This window comes from Streptomyces sp. NPDC036822, from assembly GCF_055609145.1.
The window spans coordinates 33,019-51,167 of record NZ_JBVJPY010000013.1 but is presented as its reverse complement, the minus strand read 5'-3'; the positions used below and the strand labels follow the sequence as shown (position 1 = coordinate 51,167).

The 18,149-nt window shown below is 73.6% G+C and carries 8 protein-coding genes and 1 pseudogene; 5 read left to right on the top strand and 4 right to left on the bottom strand.

Annotation, left to right across the window (positions count from 1 at the left end; genetic code table 11):
- Window positions 1–69: 69 nt before the first annotated feature.
- Window positions 70–417: a VOC family protein gene (locus ACZ68P_RS26240; RefSeq protein ID WP_471010259.1), complete on the bottom strand. Its 348-nt coding sequence runs from the start codon at window positions 415–417 to the stop codon at window positions 70–72.
- Window positions 418–733: 316 nt separating this feature from the next.
- On the opposite strand from ACZ68P_RS26240, the gene ACZ68P_RS26235 reads away from it, so the two are divergent.
- Entirely contained in the window at window positions 734–1,303 is a 570-nt protein-coding gene (locus tag ACZ68P_RS26235) for an SMI1/KNR4 family protein (protein WP_471010256.1), read from the top strand.
- A 186-nt stretch (window positions 1,304–1,489) separates the two neighbouring features.
- Here the strand turns inward: ACZ68P_RS26235 and ACZ68P_RS26230 are convergent.
- Window positions 1,490–1,609: pseudogene (locus ACZ68P_RS26230) on the bottom strand (IS5/IS1182 family transposase); the annotation flags it as partial.
- Between the two features lie 213 nt (window positions 1,610–1,822).
- On the opposite strand from ACZ68P_RS26230, the gene ACZ68P_RS26225 reads away from it, so the two are divergent.
- Window positions 1,823–2,281, top strand: a complete 459-nt coding sequence (locus ACZ68P_RS26225; protein ID WP_471010253.1) for a hypothetical protein — start codon at window positions 1,823–1,825, stop codon at window positions 2,279–2,281.
- A gap of 56 nt (window positions 2,282–2,337) precedes the next feature.
- Here the strand turns inward: ACZ68P_RS26225 and ACZ68P_RS26220 are convergent, their stop codons facing one another.
- Entirely contained in the window at window positions 2,338–3,162 is an 825-nt protein-coding gene (locus ACZ68P_RS26220; protein WP_471010252.1) for a DUF1684 domain-containing protein, read from the bottom strand.
- 79 nt (window positions 3,163–3,241) lie between these two features.
- Window positions 3,242–4,165, bottom strand: coding sequence for an LLM class F420-dependent oxidoreductase (locus tag ACZ68P_RS26215; protein WP_471010250.1), 924 nt, complete (start codon window positions 4,163–4,165; stop codon window positions 3,242–3,244).
- A gap of 196 nt (window positions 4,166–4,361) precedes the next feature.
- Between ACZ68P_RS26215 and ACZ68P_RS26210 the strand changes: the two genes are divergently transcribed.
- From ACZ68P_RS26210 to ACZ68P_RS26200, 3 genes are all read left to right on the top strand, one after another.
- Window positions 4,362–4,604 (top strand): DUF5302 domain-containing protein, encoded by a 243-nt coding sequence (locus ACZ68P_RS26210; protein ID WP_471010248.1) that lies wholly within the window; start codon window positions 4,362–4,364, stop codon window positions 4,602–4,604.
- Window positions 4,605–4,728: 124 nt separating this feature from the next.
- Window positions 4,729–5,106: an FKBP-type peptidyl-prolyl cis-trans isomerase gene (locus ACZ68P_RS26205; protein ID WP_471010246.1), complete on the top strand. Its 378-nt coding sequence runs from the start codon at window positions 4,729–4,731 to the stop codon at window positions 5,104–5,106.
- A 312-nt stretch (window positions 5,107–5,418) separates the two neighbouring features.
- The gene (locus tag ACZ68P_RS26200; protein ID WP_471010245.1) at window positions 5,419–18,039 is read left to right on the top strand and encodes an amino acid adenylation domain-containing protein; all 12,621 of its coding nucleotides are present in this window, start codon (window positions 5,419–5,421) and stop codon (window positions 18,037–18,039) included.
- The last annotated feature ends 110 nt before the right edge of the window (window positions 18,040–18,149 follow it).

Below are 18,149 nucleotides of genomic sequence, written 5' to 3'. Positions count from 1 at the left end.
TCCGGGTCAGGGCCGGGCTGTCGATAGCGTGGCCGGGGCCGACACTTCCACCGTGGCGGTGGCGGGGCGTCAGCGGTGGCTCAGGACGTTGACCACCCGTCCGCTGGGATCGCGGACGAAGAAGCGTCGCACGCCCCACTCCTCATCCCGCAAGGGATGCACGATCTCCGCACCGCTCCCCCGCATGACCGTATAGGCCGCGTCCACGTCGTCCACCTCGATGCTCATGTCCGGTGTGACAGGCGCGGTCTTGTCACCGGTCATGACGCTGATCTGTGCCGCCGGGGCGAAGGGGGAGGCGAGCGTCATGATCCAGCCGTGGTTCATCACCTCCTCGAAGCCCAGCAGGCCGTAGAACTCCCGACTCTCCTGGCCTGCCTCCGACTGGATGTTGGGTACGACTCGGCGAACGGTCATCAACGCCTCCATGTGAGTACGAGCGTTTCCCTGTGAGCGTTTTCAGCTTCGCCACTCCAGGGTGACACCGTGGTCTTCGTTTGAGTCCTGGAAGCTCCTCGGCTGGGCCCGCCGGGCACGGTGGGTTGTCTGTGAGAAGACGCGGGCGGTCCCTTCGCTGAGGGCCGGGCTCCGCGCTTCGGGGCGGAAGACGATCGCGGGGGAGATAGAACGCATGCTCGAAGTACCATCCCTGCAAGGTTCTCCGGCCGGTACTTCCCGACCTCCGCAGTGGCGTAGTCGGACGGAGACATCCCTGTGGAGAGGACAGAGAGCGATGAGTGTGGCTGAGAGTTGGTCGCGTGTGATGAGTCTGCTTCGGGAGCACGCGCCGGCCGATCACGCGGATCTGCCGGGGCCCGCTACGGAGCAGATGCTCGCGGCAGCCGAGGAACGGATGGGGATCTCCCTGCATGGGGACCTGCGGACGTGGCTGTTGCAGAACAATCTGGATCTGCCGGAGGAAGATGTCGACGATGAAGTGCAATGTTGCGGTTTCGACGGGTTCCCCGACGAGGGGATCTTCTTTCTGGGCATCCGGGCGATGGAGAGGCTCTACGCGAACCGCTCCACGTCCTGCGGATTCGACCCGCCGGACCAGCCGGACTACCCGTTCTGGCGTAACGAGTGGATCCCGTTCCTGTCGGACCAGGACGGCTGGAGGGGAAAGTTCATCGATGTGCGGGACGGGCGCGTCGGCCGCTGGTTCGTGGGTGCCCCCACGGTCACGGGCGAGTACGAGTCGATGGCCCAGTATTTCGACTCTGTGGCGGAGACGCTGACGAGGATCGCCGGTGGAAGCTCCCGGGTCAGTGGGTTCGTCGAAGGTCGGCTTGTCTGGTCGTGAGACGGTTCCCGACTGGATGACGGCCATTGCCCATCCGTCCTCACCCTGGAACGACCATGAGATTCATCAGCGTTGACGTTCCAGGGTGAGGATGGCTGCGGCGATGACGGTCATGCGGTTGGGGCTGCAGCGTGCCCGGCGGAAGATCTGCCAGGACTTCAGCCTTGCGATGCTTCGTTCGACCGCGAGGGCGCGCTGGTGGGGCGGTCGCTTGCAGCGTCGGTCACCCTCACGGGTGACGATGAGCATGGACACCCACTCGACCAGGGCGTGCGGCAGGTCGAGTGCGGCAGGGCGGCGAACCAATGAGGCTCCTATGTTGATGAGTTGAGATGTCGAACATCTCTCTCAACGGCACGGGAGCCTCGTGCGTTGCGGAACGCTGGCCCGTCACCCGATCGGTGGCCACTCTGAAAGAGCTCTGTGTCTCCCCACGATTCATACGCCGCGTCCACCGCCGCGCGCACGTCAGGGCCCCGCGGGTCGCCCGCTGTCAGTGCTGCGCCGGATACTCGCACCATGTCGAACTCAGGACTCGATGCCGCTGCCGTCTCCTTAAGGGCCTGGCTCAACAGCCGGCATTTCACCGACCTGTCAGCGCCGGAGGTGACGAGGTTCTTCACCGAGTCGATATCCGTGTGGGCCACAGGCCTCGGATACGAGGCCCGGCGGGAGGTCCTCCTGCCCTCCCGACCGGACGTCCATCGCGCCAGGCGGCTCGATCTGCAGCTCAGGCACCGCTCCGGCAAAGGAGCGCCCATCAGCATCGAGATCGACCGGACCAGCAAACTCCTCTCGCTCGACAAGCTCACGCAAGCCGCGGAGCTCGGCCATCTGTCGCTGTGGCTCCGCTGGGGCCGCGAACCCGTCCGTGTGCCCATCCCGCCGAGCGTCCGCCTCATCCGTGCCCACGTACTGCGCCGCCACGTGGTCAACGGCCCGGACCGGGTCTCTCTCCAGGTCGACAGCTGCGGGTAGAGCGGCCGCGAGACCACTCCCCCGGCCTCCGCCTCCCCGCGGCCGGCACCCCGGCCTCAGGAACCGCCGCGCTCGCGCGGGATCTTCAGACCCGCCTCGATCGCCACCGGCAGCCGGTTCTCGGCCGGCGGCAGCGGGCAGGTGGCCAGGTCCGTGTAGGCGCACGGCAGGTTCGCGGCGCGGTTGAAGTCCAGGACGACCGTGCCGTCGGCCGCGGGCGGCTCGACGGTCAGGGACCGGTTGGCGGAGTAGGTGGTGACCCCGGAGGTCGCGTCGGTGAAGAGCACCATCAGCCGCCCGCCCCCATGTCCGGGGAACGCGGTCAGGGACAACTGCCGCCCGTGCAGCTCGAACTCGATCCTGCCCGGGGCGTCGTACACGTGCTCAAGGCCCTCCACGGCCGCGCCCACGGTGGTCGGCCGCGGCTCGTCGAAGGGGACGTACCGGCCCGTCACGGACCAGCGGGGATCGGGGTCGTAGGCCGGTGTTCCGGCGAAGGCGGTGCGCAGCGGCGCGTCCGGGTGCCGGGGGCGCACGATGTCGTGGCCGCCGCGCTTGGCGACCTCGATGACGGCGTCTCCCCAGACCGCGTCGACGCCACTGCGCTCGGCGAGCACGCCGAAGCGGTGTTCACCGCGCACCGGCGTACCGCCGACGACGAGTTCCTCGCCGTCGGCGAGCCGTACCGTGACCCCGTCGCGGCCGGTGTGCCACGCGCCGGGCGCGTCGGGGAAGCGCTGCGGCCGGTCGTCCAGCCAGTGCAGGCCGGTGATGGCCAGGAACCCGTGCGGGTCGGCGAGCCTGGCCTCCTGGGCGCGGTACCAGTCCGCCCAGTTCTCGGTGAAGGCCTGGAGGTCGGTCGTGGTCACTTCGGTGGTCATGCGTTCTCCTTCGTCACGCGAGGCTCGGCCTCGCACAGGGGCGCGGGGCAGCGGCCGGGCCGATGCCCGAGGGGCCCGCTCATCCGGCGAGCCGGCCGAGGAGTGCCCACGTGCGACGGCGGGCCGCCTCTCCCGCGATCTCGGTGCTCGAGAACACGACTTCGGTGGCTCCGGCGTCGCGGTAACGCCGGACCTCGGCCTCGACCGCCTTCTCGTCGCCGATCACGGCCACGTCGGCGGCCCGGCGGCCGCCGGACAGTTCGATGACCCGCGCGTAGGACGGGATCCGTTCGTAGAACGCGAGGCTGTCGATGGCCTTGGCCCGCACCGCGTCCACGTCGTCCGTGACCACGCCGGGCACCAGGGCGACGATCCTGGGCGCGGGACGGCCGGCGGCCTCCGCCGCCGCGGTCAGGGCGGGGACGATGTGTTCCGCCAGGGCGCGCGGGCCCGCCAGGTACGGCAGGATTCCGTCCGCCAGCTCACCGCTGACCCGCAGCGCCTGTGGCCCCATCGCGGCGACCAGCACGGGGACGCCCCCCTCGGCGCCCGGTACGCGTGCAGGGAGCGGAGTGGTCGCGGTGAGCAGCTCACCGTGGAAGTCGGCCGCGCCGGTCCGCGTCAACTGTGTCAGTGCGGTCAGGAATTCGCGTAGGCGGGCGATGGGGCGCTCGAAGGGCAGGCCGAAGCCGGTCTCCGTCAGCAGCTTGGTGCCCAGGGCCAGACCGAGGTGGTAGCGGCCGTGCGTCGCGGCCTGGGCGGTCTGGGCCTGGCTGGAGACGAGCAGGGGGTGCCGGCCGAAGATGGGGATCGCGGAGGTGCCCACCTGCAGTCCGGGTACCGCGCGCCCGACGATCGCGGCGAGCTGGGGTGAGTCCGCGCCGAAGGTCTGGCCGAACCAGGCCGACCGCAGACCGGCGGCCGCGGCCTCCCGGGCCAGCTCCACGCCGGCGTCGACCTGGTTCCGGGCGCCGGAGGCGTTAAGTGCTACTCCAACAGTCATGTCATGCAGAACGGGCGTCCGCCGGACCCGCATTCCGGTCCGCGTGTGACAGCTTCTTGTCAGTCATGTGTACGGAAGACGTACTCTCCGCGAGGGCATACCCGCCGAAACGGAACAGGACGAGGGTGCCGGCATCCCGCACCATGCCCGGCATGACAAGCTGTGCTCGCCCATCCCCGAACCCCAGGAGGTCACCATGACCGCAGAGCCCGTGCCCACGGAAGGTTCGGAGCCGACTGCCTCCGAGGCGTCCCCTCTGGTGCCGGACAGCGAAGGCAACGACGACCTCAAGCGCAAGTTCCGCGAAGCCCTGGCGCACAAGCGCGGTGCGCAGGCGGACGCGGCCGATGTCGCCGCCAAGCCGGGTGGGTCGAAGGTCCGGGCGGCACACGGACCGGCGTCGAGCCAGCGGTCGTTCAGGCGGAAGAGCGGCGGCTGAGTCGACAGCCGTCCCGCCCGGCCGGACTCGGCGTTCCCCGTAGCGTCATCATGGACGGAAGGGGGCCGGCCACGCGCCCGGCTGGTCCGTGCGAGCGCTTCCGGTGGAGAGAGAAGAGACTGCGATGAGTGAACCGACGAAACCCGAGATCGAGCTTCCGGAGGGCGACGCTCCCTCGGAGCTGACCATCCGGGACCTCGTCGTCGGGGACGGGCCTGAGGCGAAGCCGGGCAGGGTTGTCCAGGTTCACTACGTCGGGGTCACCTTCGCGTCCGGCAGGGAGTTCGACGCCTCGTGGGACCGGGGGCTGCCGTTCAAGTTCGCGGTGGGTGGCGGCAGGGTCATCAAGGGCTGGGACCGGGGTGTCAGGGGGATGAAGGTCGGCGGTCGGCGCGAGATCATCGTGCCCCCACGCCTCGGCTACGGCAGCCAGTCCCCCTCGCCGTTGATCCCGGCGGGTTCCACGCTCGTCTTCGTGGTGGACCTGCTCTCCGTGGTCTGAGGTCGTTCTGCCGCTCGCCGCCTGGTGGCCCGTGTGGACCTTGGCCGGGCGGCACCTGCTCGGCCGCACGGATGGGTGCCCGTCCACCACCTCGCGCAGGCAGCGACCGGGGTCCCTGTCCGCCTGTTCCGGCGCCCGGTGCCGAGGTCGACCTCGCTGGCGACAAGATCGCTGGGTTACCGTACGGACGGCTCGCGACGGTGTGAGCCGCCCGGCCCCCTGCCGTACGGCTCGGCTCCCTCGCGCGGACTCGCGGGCGGAGTGCCGCCCACCCGCGGCACGGTCTCCTTCGACTTGCTGTGAGCAGACGACATGAGCGACGACACCCTCTGGAACGTCCTACTGGACGCCGCCCGGCAGGCTCCCGAGCAGGTGACCGTGCACGTGCGTGGCGACGGCACGGAACATGTCGTGACGTACCGGCAGTTGCTGGCGGACGCGGTGCGGGCTGCCCAGGGGCTGCGGGCGTCCGGTGTCGTGCCCGGCACCTGTGTTCCGCTGGTCGCTGAGCGCAGCGAGGACTTCCAGGTGATGTTCTGGGGGCTGATCGGTGCCGGTCTCGTCCCGGTGCCCCTCGCCGCGGACGCCCGGCGGGTGGTGCCCGTATGGGAGCATCTGGGCCGGCCGCCGCTGTTCGTGGACGCGGCGGGCGCGGAGGTGGCGGCCCACCTGCCCGCGGGTGCGGAGCCGGCCGTCCTGCGGGTGGACGGGCTGCTGGACGGCGAGGCCCCGGACGGTGACGTCCTGTCGGGCGCGGTCGTTCCGTGCCGGCCGGACGATCTGGCGTTCGTGCAGTTCTCCTCGGGCAGTACGGGACAGCCGAAGGGGGTGGAACTGACCCACGCCGCGGTGACGGCCAACCTGCGTCAGATCGTCGCCGTCTCCGATCTGGGCGCTGCCGACGTGGTGGTGAGCTGGATGCCGTACTTCCACGACATGGGGCTGATCGGCACTCATCTCGCGCCGCTCGCCGCCCGTGCACGGCAGGTCAAGATCGGGCCACTGGCGTTCGCCCGACGGCCGGGGATCTGGTTCGAGACGGCCACCGCGCACCGCGCCACCCATCTGTCGGCCGCCAACTTTGCGCTCGCGCTGGCTGCCCGGCGGATACCGGACGCGGACATGGCGCTTTTCGACCTGCGAAGCGTCCGGCGCTTGGTGGTCGGGGCCGAACCGATCTCCGCCACGGTCTGGCGCGACTTCGTCCGCCGCACCCGGCCGGCGGGGTTGGCGGCGGACGCTCTCCAGCCGGTCTACGGACTGGCCGAGGCGACGCTCGCCGTGACGTTCCCGCCGCCGAGCGAGGTCGCCGTGCCGCTGGCGGTGCGGCGCGGCGCGCTCAGCCGCGGCAGGGTGGTGGACGCCTCCGAACCCGGCGAGACCGCCACCACCTCCGTCGCTTCCGAGACGGCGGAAGGTGCGGCCGGTGACGTCGTGGAACTCATGGACCTCGGCCACCCCGTGCCCGGCTGCTCGGTGCGGATCGTCGGCGACGACGGACGGGCGCTCCGGGAGCGGCGCGTGGGACACGTCGAGGTGCGCGGGCCGCAGCTCGCCCGCGGCTACCGGGGACTGCCCGACGCCACTGCCGCGGCCTTCACCGCCGAAGGCTGGCTCCGCACCGGCGACCTTGGTTTCCTTCGGGACGGGCGGCTGTGTGTGAGCGGCCGGCACAAGGACGTGCTCTTCCTGAACGGGCTGAAGTTCCACGCCCCCGACCTGGAGGAGGTCGCCGCGGCCACGCCCGGGCTGCCGAGCGGGCCGGCAGCGGTGGTCGGCTCCACCGACCCCGTCACGGGCCACGAGCGCGTGGTGGTGTGCGTCGCCTGGGCCCGTCCGCCGCGCTCGGCCGACGAGGTGCTGCGACGCGTCGCGGACCGGGTGGGCGAGGCCCTCTTCCACGACGACGTACGGGTCGTCGCCCTGCCGCCCGGCCAGTTCCCTCGCACCACCAGCGGCAAGATACGCCGCCACGTGCTGCGCGACCGGTTCGAGGCCGGCCGTTACACCCGCGTCGTCGCCCGCGTCCCCGGTGACACGGCGCCCCCTCCCACCACGCGCGAGACGGGAAGCCCAGGCGTGCCCCGGTCGCGAGCGGCGGTCGAACGGGCCGTGCGCGAGGTGTGGGCCAGGGTGCTCGGGCTCCCCGTGGAGAGGATCGACACCCGTACGCCGTTCCAGGCTCTCGGTGGGACCTCGCTGAAGGCGATGGAGGTACTGGTCACGCTCGAGGACGTCTTCGGCGTACCGCTGGAGACGGCGACGCTGCGCGCCGGGGCGGCGGACACCGTCACCGGTGTCGTCGACCACCTGCTGGAACGGACGGAGGTGGAGACCCGGCCGGACCCGGGGCCGGCGGAGCCCGTCGAAGGGACCGACGGATCCGGCGAGCCCCGTCGGCCGGCGGACGGCACCCTCGCCGTCGTCGGTCTCGCCTGCCGTTTCCCCGGAGCCGCCACCCCTGACGCGTACTGGCGGCTGCTCTCCGAAGGGCGGGACCTCGTCACACCGGCACCGCCCCACCGGTGGGACGACGAGCACGTGCCCGAGGTCCGGTGGGGGGCGTTCCTGAAGGACCCGGCGGGTTTCGACGCCGCTCATTTCGGGATCGGCGACGCGGAGGCCCACGCCCTCGACCCACAGGCCCGGCTCCTGCTGGAGCTGGCCCATGAGGCCCTGGAGCGGGCCGGGTACGCCGGTCCGCGCCGCCGCGGCCGGCGCATCGGCGTCTTCACGACGGCCGGGGACAGCGGCTACCGGGAACTGCTGGAGCGGGCGGCACGGGCCGAGGGCACGGAGCTGCCGCCCGCCGCGCTGACCGGGAACCTGCCCAACCTCCTCGCCGCCCGGATCGCCCAGCACTTCGACCTGGACGGTCCGGCCCTCGCCGTCGACACCGCCTGTTCCTCCGCCCTGGTCGCCCTCCACCTGGCCCGCCGCAGCCTCGCGGACGGCGAGTGCGACCTCGCCCTCGTCGGCGGCGTCAATCTGCACCTCACCCCGACCGCGCATCGCATGCTGCATGCCGCGCAGGCCCTGTCGCCGACCGGCCGCAGCCGGGCCTTCGGTGCCGACGCGGACGGCTTCGCGCCCGGTGAGGGCGGCGCGGTGCTCGTCCTGCGGCGTGCGGTGGACGCCCTGCGGGCCGGGGACGACCTGCTCGCCGTGGTCCGCGGCACCGCCGTCAACAACGACGGCACCTCCCTGAGCCTGCTCGCGCCCAACCCCGCCCGACAGCGCGAGGTCATCACCGCCGCCCACGCCGCCGCGGCCGTCGACCCGGCCGAGGTGACGTACGTCGAGGCGCACGGCACCGGTACGGCCCTCGGTGACCCGGTCGAGGTGGCGTCGCTCGCGCATGCCTTCCCGCCCCTGCCCGGCGGACGTTCACGGTTGTTGGGCTCGGCCAAGACCAACATCGGCCACCTGTTGAACGCCGCCGCGCTGCCCGGCCTGGTCAAGGTGGTGCTGGCGCTGCGCCACGGCCAGGTGCCGCCCTCGCTGCACGCCGAGCCGCCCGCGGCGCTGGTCGCGGGGTCCGGGTTCCAGGTACCCGGCAGGCTCGTGTCCTGGCCCGCGCCGACCTCGGGCGGCCCGCTCGTCGCGGGCGTCAACGCCTTCGGTTTCGGCGGCACCAACGCGCACGCCGTACTGGAGCGGGCCCCCGCACCCTGCGGTCGTACGGCTGCGCCCTCCGGTCGTACGGCTCGGGCGAAGGGGCCGACGGGCAGCCCCCATCTCCTCGCGCTCTCCGCCACCACACCGGCCGCGCTGCGCGCCCTCGTCCGGGACCTCGCGGCCCACGTGGCCGCCCACCCCGACATCACCGAGGCCGACCTGTGCCTCACCGCGGGGACGGCCCGCGACGCCCACCGCCACCGGCTCGCGATCGTCTGCGACGGGGACGTACGCGCACGGCTGGCCGCTCTCGCCGCACCGGACGGTCCCGCCGACCTCCCGACGGCCGGACCGGGCGTGTCCGCCGGCACCGTGCGAACACGCCCCCGTCTCGCCTTCCTCTTTCCGGGACAGGGCACGCAGCGGCCGGGAATGGCGGCGGGTCTGTACGCCACCGCCCCCGTGTTCCGGGACAGCCTCGACGAAGCGTCCGCCTGCCTCGGCCCGTTGCACGGCCGTACGCTGACCGACTGGTGCGTCGACCCCGGTGTCGACCCGGCCGACCTGGCACGCACCGAGATCGCCCAGCCCGCCCTGGTCGCCTTCGCCGTGGCGCTCACCCGGCAGTTGGGGGCGTGGGGCGTCACCCCGGACGCCGTCTGCGGCCACAGCGTCGGGGAACTGGCCGCCGCCTGCGTGGCGGGCCGGCTGTCGCTGTCCGACACGGTGCGCTTCGCCGCCGAACGCGGCCGGCTCCTCGCCGAGCTGACCGAGCACGGCGCGATGGCCGCCGTCCATGGGGCAGACGACGCCGTGGAGGCTCTGGTCGCCGCGTCGGACGGTGCCCTCACCGTCGCCGCGCGCAACGCCCCTGGCCGGCTGGTGCTGTCCGGGACCGTGCGCGCGGTCGAGGACGCGGTGGCCGAGCTGACCGGGCGGGGAGTCGCCGCGCGCCGGCTCCAGGTCACGCGGGCCTTCCACTCACCGCTGATGGAGCCGGCCGCGCGGGCGCTGTACGACGCCGCCCGCGCCTTGACGCCCGGGATCACCCGGGTGCCGCTGCTGAGTACGCTCACGGGCGACTGGGCGTCGGCTCCCGACCCCTCCCACTGGCGGGAGCACGCGCTGCGGCCGGTGGTGTTCGAGGCCGCGGCCCGGCGGCTTGTCGAGGACGGTTTCGACACGTTCGTCGAGATCGGGCCGGGCACCGATCTGCCGGGGGCCGTGCGTCTCGCCGCGGCCGGCCGGCCGGGCCCGGCGCCGGTCACGCTCGCCGCCCTGTCGGCCCCACGCGACGAGGACGGCGAGGGCCGGGGCGGTCTTGTACGAACCGTCGCACGGCTGTGGACGCGTGGAGTCGCCGTCGATCTCGGCGCGCTCGCGCCGACGGGACGACGCGTACCGCTGCCCACCTATCCCTTCCAGCGGCGGGCCTACTGGCCCGGCCGCGACGCCGCCCGGCTGCTGCACCGGGTCGCGTGGAAGCCCGTTCCGCTCCGAGCGGTCGGGCCGATGCCTCTCACGCTGGTCGCCGGGCCCGACGGCACGGCGGTGCGGGAGCTGTCCGCGCGCCTTGCCGAACAGGGGGTGCCGATGGCCGAGGCGGGCACGGAGTCCGCGCACACGGTCGTCCACCTCGCGCGGACGACGGACGATGACACCACCGGTACGGAGGTGGCCGTGGCCGCCTTCCGGGACACGCTGCGGCAGTTCGACCGGGCGGGGGCGCAGCGCTTGCTGCTGCTCACCGAGGACGCGCACGACACGGGCGCGGAGGACGAGGCGGTGCCGCGTCCTGAGCAGGCCCTGCTCACCGGGCTTGCTCTCGCGTTCCCGGAGGAGACCGAGGGCGCCGGACTCGTCTGCGCCGACCTGTCCTCTCGCGACACGCCGGAACGGAGACTCGCGAGCGTGGTGGCCGAGCTGTCCGCGTCGGACGGTCAGGTCTCCGTGGCCGCCTGGCGCGGCGGCACGCGGCTGCTGCGGGGGGTCGAGCCATGGCCCGGGGACACCACGCCGGACCGGACGAAGCCGGCGGGCCGGGTTGTGCGGGCTGTGCGGGCTGTGCGGGCGGATGCTGTGGCGTCGTCAGGCCGGGCTGTACGGGGGGACGAAGCAGCGTCGGCACGACGAGTTGTGCGGGAGGACCAAGCTGCGTCGGCAGGCCGAGCCGGACGGGAGGACCCCGCCGCGTCGGCACGCCGAGTCGGGCCCGAGGCCCAGGCCGCCTCGGCAGACCGAACTGTACGGAGGGACCAAGCGAGCCCGGCTGGGGAAGGAGACCAAGCCGACCCGGTCGGCCCGTTGCCCGCGGACGGTGTCTATCTGATCACCGGTGGCGCGGGCGGCCTCGGCGCCGCCTTCGCGCGGGACCTCGCCGGGCGTGGCCGCCCCACGCTCGTCCTGACCGGCCGGTCCCCGCAGCCCCCGGCCGCCCTGCTCGCGGAACTCGTCGCGCTCGGTGCGGACGCCCGCTACCGGCAGGCCGACGTCACCGACGAACGCCAGCTCGACGCCCTGCTCTCCCAGGTCCCGGCGCCCGACATCGTGCTCCATCTGGCCGGGGTGGTCACGCCCGGCTCCCTGCGCGGCACCGACCAGGACGACACCGGGCGCTCCCTGGCCGCCAAGACCCTCGGGACCCGGCTGCTGGCCCGGGCACTGCACCGCCATGGGCACCGTCCGGCGCTGTGCGTGGCCTTCTCCTCGGTGGCCTCCGTGCTCCCCGGCGCCGCCGGAGCGCTCGGCGACTACGCCGCTGCCAACGCCTATCTCGACGCCTTCGCGGCGGCCGAGCGCGCCGCGGGCCGCCGATGGCTGGCGCTGAACCTCGGCGCCGTCGCCCGCACGGGGCTCGCCGCCACGGCGGCGGAGCGCATGCCCCTGCGCGCCGGGGGCACCCCTCTCGCGCCGGCCGAAGCGCTGCGGGCCGTGCGGGCAGCCTGCTCCGTCGACGCCGCTCAACTTGTGGTCGCCGACCTCCGTGGCTCCGACGACACCGGCGATGTCCATGCTTTCGGCGGTGCCGGCGACAGCGATGGCTTCGACGGTGCCGGCGACGGCGGCCTCGTGGCACCGGTACGTCGTCCTCGACGCCTGGCACCCACTCCGGTTCCCCCTTCGCTTTCCCCTTCGGCTCCCTCATCGGTTCCAGCTCCGGCTCCGGTTCCGGCTCCGGCCGACGCCTCGTCAGCCGATACAGCGGGTGACACGCGCTCCCTCGTACGCACCCTCCTCGCCGGCGCCCTCCAGTTGCCAGCCGAGGCGGTCGACGATGACGCGGCCTTCTTCTCCCTCGGACTGGACTCGCTCACCGCGGTCGATCTGGTGCGGCGGCTGGAGCGTGCCCTGGGGCGGGACCTGCCGACGACGCTGTTCTTCGAGTACCGGACGGTGCGGGAACTCTGCGCCCACCTCGACGCTGCCGCCGCGCCGGCCGAGCAGGGAAGCACCGGCTCGGCCGGCGTCACGCGGAGCCCCGGCGCGAAGGGGACGACGGGCGGCGTCGCGGAGGGCGTGCCGTTCCCTCTCACGCCCGTACAACTGGCCCTGCACACCAGCAGCATCCTGTACCCCGAGACCCCGGCCCGGGGCTGGGTGCGGCAGACCGTCCACGGGCCGCTCGACCCCGGTCTGCTGCGCCGCGCCCTCGCCACGCTCGCCGAGCGGCACGGCATGCTGCGCCTGCGGATCGGACTGGACGAGGACGGTCCCTCCCGCGCACCGCACCAGACGGTGATGTCGGGTACCGACTCCTCCGTGTGGTTCGAGACCCGGCCGTGCCCCCAGGGCGAGGATGCCCTCGAAGCGCTCGAGACGGAGCTGGCCAACCGGCCGCTGGACCTCACCGAGGAGCCGCCCTTGCGGGCGCTGCTGTTGACCGGGAAGCCCGACGTGGCGCATCTGGTTCTCGCCGTGCATCACGTCGCCGCGGACGGATACAGCCTCAACATCCTCTGTACGGAACTCTGGACGATCTACACCGACCTCGTCCTGGGCCGCGCCCCGGCCCCGTTGCCGCCCGCCGCGGACTTCGCCGCCTTCGCCTCCTTCGCCGCGGGAGGAGGGTCCGCCGTCCGTGCCGAGGACACCGCGTACTGGACGGCCCGCCTGGCCGGCCGCTCCCCCATGACGCTGCCTTACGACGGACGTCCCGACCCCGACATGGGCTCCGGACCGCTCGTCGCCGAACACCGCGTCTTGGACGAGGCCCTCGTCGCCGTCCTGCGCGAGCGGGCCGCCCGCGGGAACGTCTCCCTCTTCCACCTCCTGCTCGCCGCCTACGCCCGCTGCCTGGCCAGGTGGAGTGGACAGCGCGACGTCGCCGTCAACGTCGCCCGCGCCTGCCGTGACGCCCGGCTGCCGGGGCTCGACCGGCTGGTCGGCCCCCTCGCCGACACCCTGCCGGTGCTGCTGGATGCCGACCCCGACGAGCCGCTCCCCCGGCTCGCGGCACGCGTGCGCACGGCCTGGCTGGAGAGCGAACGGCATGCCTCGGTCGGCAGCCTCGATCTCGCCCGGCTGCTGCCCGGCGACGCGTCGGGCCCGCGGACGGCGAGCCCCGCGAGCTTCAGCTACGCCCACTTCCCCGCGCCCCTGGACCCGGGCTGTCCCGTCACGGTACGGCCCACCGCGGCGGGCACCGGCTCGGCCGCGACCCGGCTGAGTCTGCTGTGCTGGGAGGACGGGCCCGCGCTGCGGCTTTCCTGGAACTTCCCCGAGCGCCTCTTCATCCCCGCGACGATCACCCGTCTCGCCACCGCCTTCGAGCGGGAGCTACGCGCCCCTGACGCCGGACCCGAGCCATGCCCGGCGGACGGGCGCCGGTCGACCGTGGTCGCCAGGCTCCTCCAGCGGTTCCGCGCCGCTCCCGACGCGGTCGCCGTCGACGACGGCCGACGCGCCCTGACGTACCGGGAACTGGACGAGGCCACCGGTACCCTCGCCCGACGTCTGCGGGAGAAGGGCGTACACCGCGGCGACCTGGTGGGCATGCTCACCACGCCCGGCCCCGACACCGTGATCGCCGTGGTCGGCATCCTCCGCGCGGGCGCCGGATGGGTGCCGCTGGACGCCGAGTCCCCGGTGGCCCGGCTGGCGGACCAGACCGGGCGGTGCGGGGTGCGCTTCGTCATCCACGACGACCGCACCGACGCCACCGCGCGGGCGATCACCACCCTGACGGCCGTGCCCGTCGCCGCGGCGGACTCCGCCGCGGGCACCGGGCCGGCCGAGGACGGCCCGACCGAGACGGCGGATGCCGACGCGACGGCGTACGTCATCTTCACCTCCGGCTCCACCGGCCGTCCCAAGGGCGTGCCCATCACCTTCCGTGCCATGGAGAACTACCTCGACTGGGCTTCGGCCACCTTCGACTACGGCCCCGGCGACCGGCTCGCCAACACGTCCTCGCCCTGCTTCGACGCCTCCGTACGGCAGTTGCTCGCGCCGTTGCTGACCGGTGCCACCGTGGTGACCGCCGACCGCGATCTGGTGCGCGACCCGGAGCTGCTGCTGCACCACGTGGCGCGATCCCGGATCACCGTGTGGAGTTCGGTGCCGTCGCTGTGGGAGCGGCTGCTGTGCGCGGCCGAGGACCTCGTCCGGCGCGGGGAGCCGCTGCCGGACCTGTCCGCGCTGCGCCTCGTCCACGTCGGCGGTGAGGTGCTGTGGGCGGACTGGGTGCGACGCTGGTACGACCTGTTCGGGCCGGGGCAGACGATCGTCAACCTCTACGGACCGACCGAGACCACCATCAACGCCACCTTCCACGTCGTCACCGAGCGCCCGGGCGAGGAGGTCGCGGCCCTGCCGATCGGCCGTGTGCTCTCCGGAACCGAGCTCCTCGTCGTCGGCCCCGACGGCGCGCCGCTCGGCCCGGGCGGCACCGGTGAGCTGCTGATCGGAGGCGTGGGTCTTTCCGCCGGATACCTCGGCGAACCCGGTCTCACCCAGGCCGCGTTCACCGAGCGGGACGGTCGCCGCTGGTACCGCAGCGGGGACCGGGTGAAGGTGCTGCCCGACGGCGCGCTGCGGTTCGTCGGCCGCCTCGACGACCAGGTGAAGATACGCGGCCACCGGGTGGAGCCGGGCGAGGTGGAGGCCGTACTGCGCTCGTGTGCGGACGTCGCGCAGACGGTCGTACTGGCCGACGAGGGACGGCTGGTCGCCTTCGCCGTGCTCCGGGACACCGCTGCCGGTACGGGCGTGGACGCGGTGGCCCTGCGGCGCCACATGGCGCGGACGCTGCCGCCCTACATGGTGCCGGCCCGGGTCACCGTGCTGGACGCGTTGCCGCTGACCGGGACCGGCAAGGTCGACCGGCGGGCGCTGCCGACGGCACGTGACAGGGCCGCGGTGGCGGACGTACCGCCGTCCGCCACCACCCTGGGCACCGAGGAGCGGCTGGGGCGCATCTGGTGCGAACTGCTCGGCGTCGACCGGGTCGGTCCGGACGACGACTTCTTCGAGCTGGGCGGCGATTCGCTGCTGGCGCTGCGGGTGTTCGGCCGACTCGCCCGGCACGGAGTCGGTCCGCTGCCCAGGCCCACCGCCGTGTACCGGCACCGCACGCTGGCCGCGCTGGCCGGGGCGATAGACAGGGCCGCCGGTGACGCCGGATCCGAGTCCGAGGCTGAGGGCGGAGCCGGTGGGGACCACCCCGCCGGCGCCGGTGCGGACGCGGGTGCCGGGGCGAGTGCCGGACCGGGTGCGGGTGCCGGGGCGAGTGCCGGACCGGGCGCGGCCGCCGGGGCGAGTGCCGGTGCGGGTGACCTCGCCTGCGCCGGGGTGTCGGGCCTGGCCGGCGCGTCGGCCTACCCGGTCACCCCGAGCCAGCGCGGCTTTCTGCTCGCCGAGGCCCTCGCCCCCGGCACCGGGGCCTCCTGGCTGGCCCGGCTGCGGCTGACCGGCCCGCTCGACCGGGAGTTGTTCCAGCGGGCCGTGGACATGCTGGTGGCCCGGCATCCGATGCTGCGCACGGTCTTCCCGGCCGGGGCGCGGCCGCCGGTGCAGCAGGAACTGCCCGCGTCGCTGCGGCTGCCTGTCGACTTCGCGGCCGTGTCCGGGCCGGACGAACTGGCGGAACGGTTCGAGGAGGAACGGTGCCGCCGTTTCGAGCCGTGGGCGTGGCCGCTTCTGCGGCTGCGGGTGCTCACCTCGGGCCCTCGCGAGCACGTGCTCGTCGTGCACGCCCACCACGTGATCGGCGACGGCTACAGCGCCGCCCTGCTGCTCGGCGAACTGACCACCGCGTACGACGCGCTGAGCCGTGGCAACGCGCCCGAGCTGCCCGAACTGCGGGGCACCTTCCGCGCGTTCGCGCAGGAGCTGGCCGGGCGGGCGGGAGAACCGCGGGCCGAGGACGCCGACGCGCGGCGACGGCGCACGGTGGTGTCCGCGCCCTACGCCAAGCCCGAGCTGCGCACGGCACCCCGCCGCAACGGGACGGCGCGGCCATCGTCGCCCTCGCCGGAGTTCCACTCCCGCGGCTTCGTCCTTGACGCCACCGCCACCCACGCGCTCCGCCGGATCGCCGCCGACGCGCGTTCCACTCTCTACGCTCCGGTGCTCACCGCCTACCACGAGGTGCTCGCCGCCCACACCGGGCAGCAGGACCTGGTCATCGGCATGGCCGTGTCCGGCCGCGACCATCCCCTGCCCGACATCCACCGCGTCTTCGGGCCGTACGCCACCGCCGTCGCGGTCCGTCCCTTCGGGCCGGGCGCGGACGGTCCCCACGGCGAAGACTTCGCGTGCCGAGTGCGCCGGGTCGTGGAGGAGACGATCGCCGCCCGTGTGCACGAGGACGTCGTGCCCCGTGACGCGAGCGGGCTGCCGCTGACATCGCAGTTCTTCTTCACCTTCCTCGACTTCGGCGCGCTGGGTCCGCAGGGAGGGGACGTCCTGGCCGTGCGCTGGGACGAGGAGGCCGAGGACAGCGGCTTCACCCCGCCCTCGGCCGGGACGGACGTGTTCCTCGCGGCGAGGCCCGACGGGGACCGGCTGAGGGTCACGCTGCGCGGCGCTGCGGCGGCCTTCGACGCGGCCGCGCTCACCGCCCTTGCCGACGGACTGCGCGGACGGCTCGTCCGCACCGCGCCGTCCGCCGGCCACCGGGCCCTGGTCCCCCGGCCCGTACGGCATGCCCCGCGCCTCGCTGGGGATGACCTGGACGCCGCACTCGTCGGCTATCTGCCCGCTCCCGCCCAGCTGAGCCGGTTCACGGGCATGCCGGACACCCCATCGGCGCGGGAGGACCTCCGCCGCCTGCTGTTCCCGGGTGGCGAGCCGCGGCTGCTGGAGACGACCTCCACGCCGCTGGGCCGGTCCGGCTTCGTCGCGCTGCCGCTGTTCGCCGACGAACTCGCCGGCGACCGGGCCCTGGCCGCCCACACCGCGCAGGCCGTACGGACGGCCGCTGCACTCGGCGCCCGCTGCGTCTCCCTGGCCGGCATGATCCCCTCACTGACCGGCTACGGCTTCGACGTCCTGCGCGATGAGCGGATCGCGACGACGTCGCTCACCACCGGACACGCGGCCACGGTCGTCTCCGTGGTCAGCACGGTGCACGCCGCGCTGACCACGAGCGGACGCGACCTGGCCGACCTGGAGATGGCCGCGGTGGGGCTCGGATCGATCGGCGCCTCGTCGCTGGAGTTGCTGCTGACCCTGGCCGAACGGCCACCCGCCCGACTCCTCCTGTGCGACACGCCCGGCAGCGGTCCGCGCCTTCGGGAGCTGGCCAGGTCCCTGCGTGAACGCGGGCTGGCCCAGGAGATCGCGGTCCGCCCCTCCGACCCGGAACTGCCGCAGGCCGTGTACGGGGCGGGACTGGTGGTCGCGGCGGTCAGCGGGCACCGCGCCCTCCTCGACGTGGACCGGTTGCGGCCCGGCGCCATCGTCGTGGACGACAGTTTTCCGCACTGCTTCGACACCGGCCGCGCGCTCGCCCGGATGCGCGAGGACGGGGACGTTCTCGTCGTCGGTGGAGGTCTGCTGTCCGTGGGCGACACCCGGCGCACCGTGGCGGACGGCCTGCCCGACATCGTCGCCGGGGCAGAGGCGGCGGCCGCCCAGCACGGGATCGCCGGCACGCTGGCCTCCTGCCGTGCGGAGTCCCTCCTGCACGCGTCCGGCGCGGACGTGCCCCTGGTCCGAGGCCTGGTCGACGCTCCCACGAGCCTGTCCTACTGGCGGGCGGTGCGGACGGCGGGCCTCACCGCCGGGCCGCTCCACCTGCTCGGCCACGCCCTGACTCCACTCGCGGTGAGGCCGCCCGGCCTCACGACCGCCGACACCGAGGACGCCACGTGACCGTTCGACCCCGGGCCCCGTCGGTCGACCCCACGTGCAGCCGCGTGCCGGGCGCGATGTCCTCGGCCAGGAAACAGCCACGTGTGCGCAGACCGCACGATTGCTGCGTG

What these genes read in the sequence shown, in the direction of transcription:
- ACZ68P_RS26240 (WP_471010259.1), bottom strand. Translation starts at nt 417, where the DNA reads ATGACCGTTCGCCGAGTCGTACCCAACATCCAGTCGGAGGCAGGCCAG.
- ACZ68P_RS26235 (WP_471010256.1), top strand. Translation starts at nt 734, where the DNA reads ATGAGTGTGGCTGAGAGTTGGTCGCGTGTGATGAGTCTGCTTCGGGAG.
- ACZ68P_RS26225 (WP_471010253.1), top strand. Translation starts at nt 1,823, where the DNA reads ATGTCGAACTCAGGACTCGATGCCGCTGCCGTCTCCTTAAGGGCCTGG.
- ACZ68P_RS26220 (WP_471010252.1), bottom strand. Translation starts at nt 3,162, where the DNA reads ATGACCACCGAAGTGACCACGACCGACCTCCAGGCCTTCACCGAGAAC.
- ACZ68P_RS26215 (WP_471010250.1), bottom strand. Translation starts at nt 4,165, where the DNA reads ATGACTGTTGGAGTAGCACTTAACGCCTCCGGCGCCCGGAACCAGGTC.
- ACZ68P_RS26210 (WP_471010248.1), top strand. Translation starts at nt 4,362, where the DNA reads ATGACCGCAGAGCCCGTGCCCACGGAAGGTTCGGAGCCGACTGCCTCC.
- ACZ68P_RS26205 (WP_471010246.1), top strand. Translation starts at nt 4,729, where the DNA reads ATGAGTGAACCGACGAAACCCGAGATCGAGCTTCCGGAGGGCGACGCT.
- ACZ68P_RS26200 (WP_471010245.1), top strand. Translation starts at nt 5,419, where the DNA reads ATGAGCGACGACACCCTCTGGAACGTCCTACTGGACGCCGCCCGGCAG.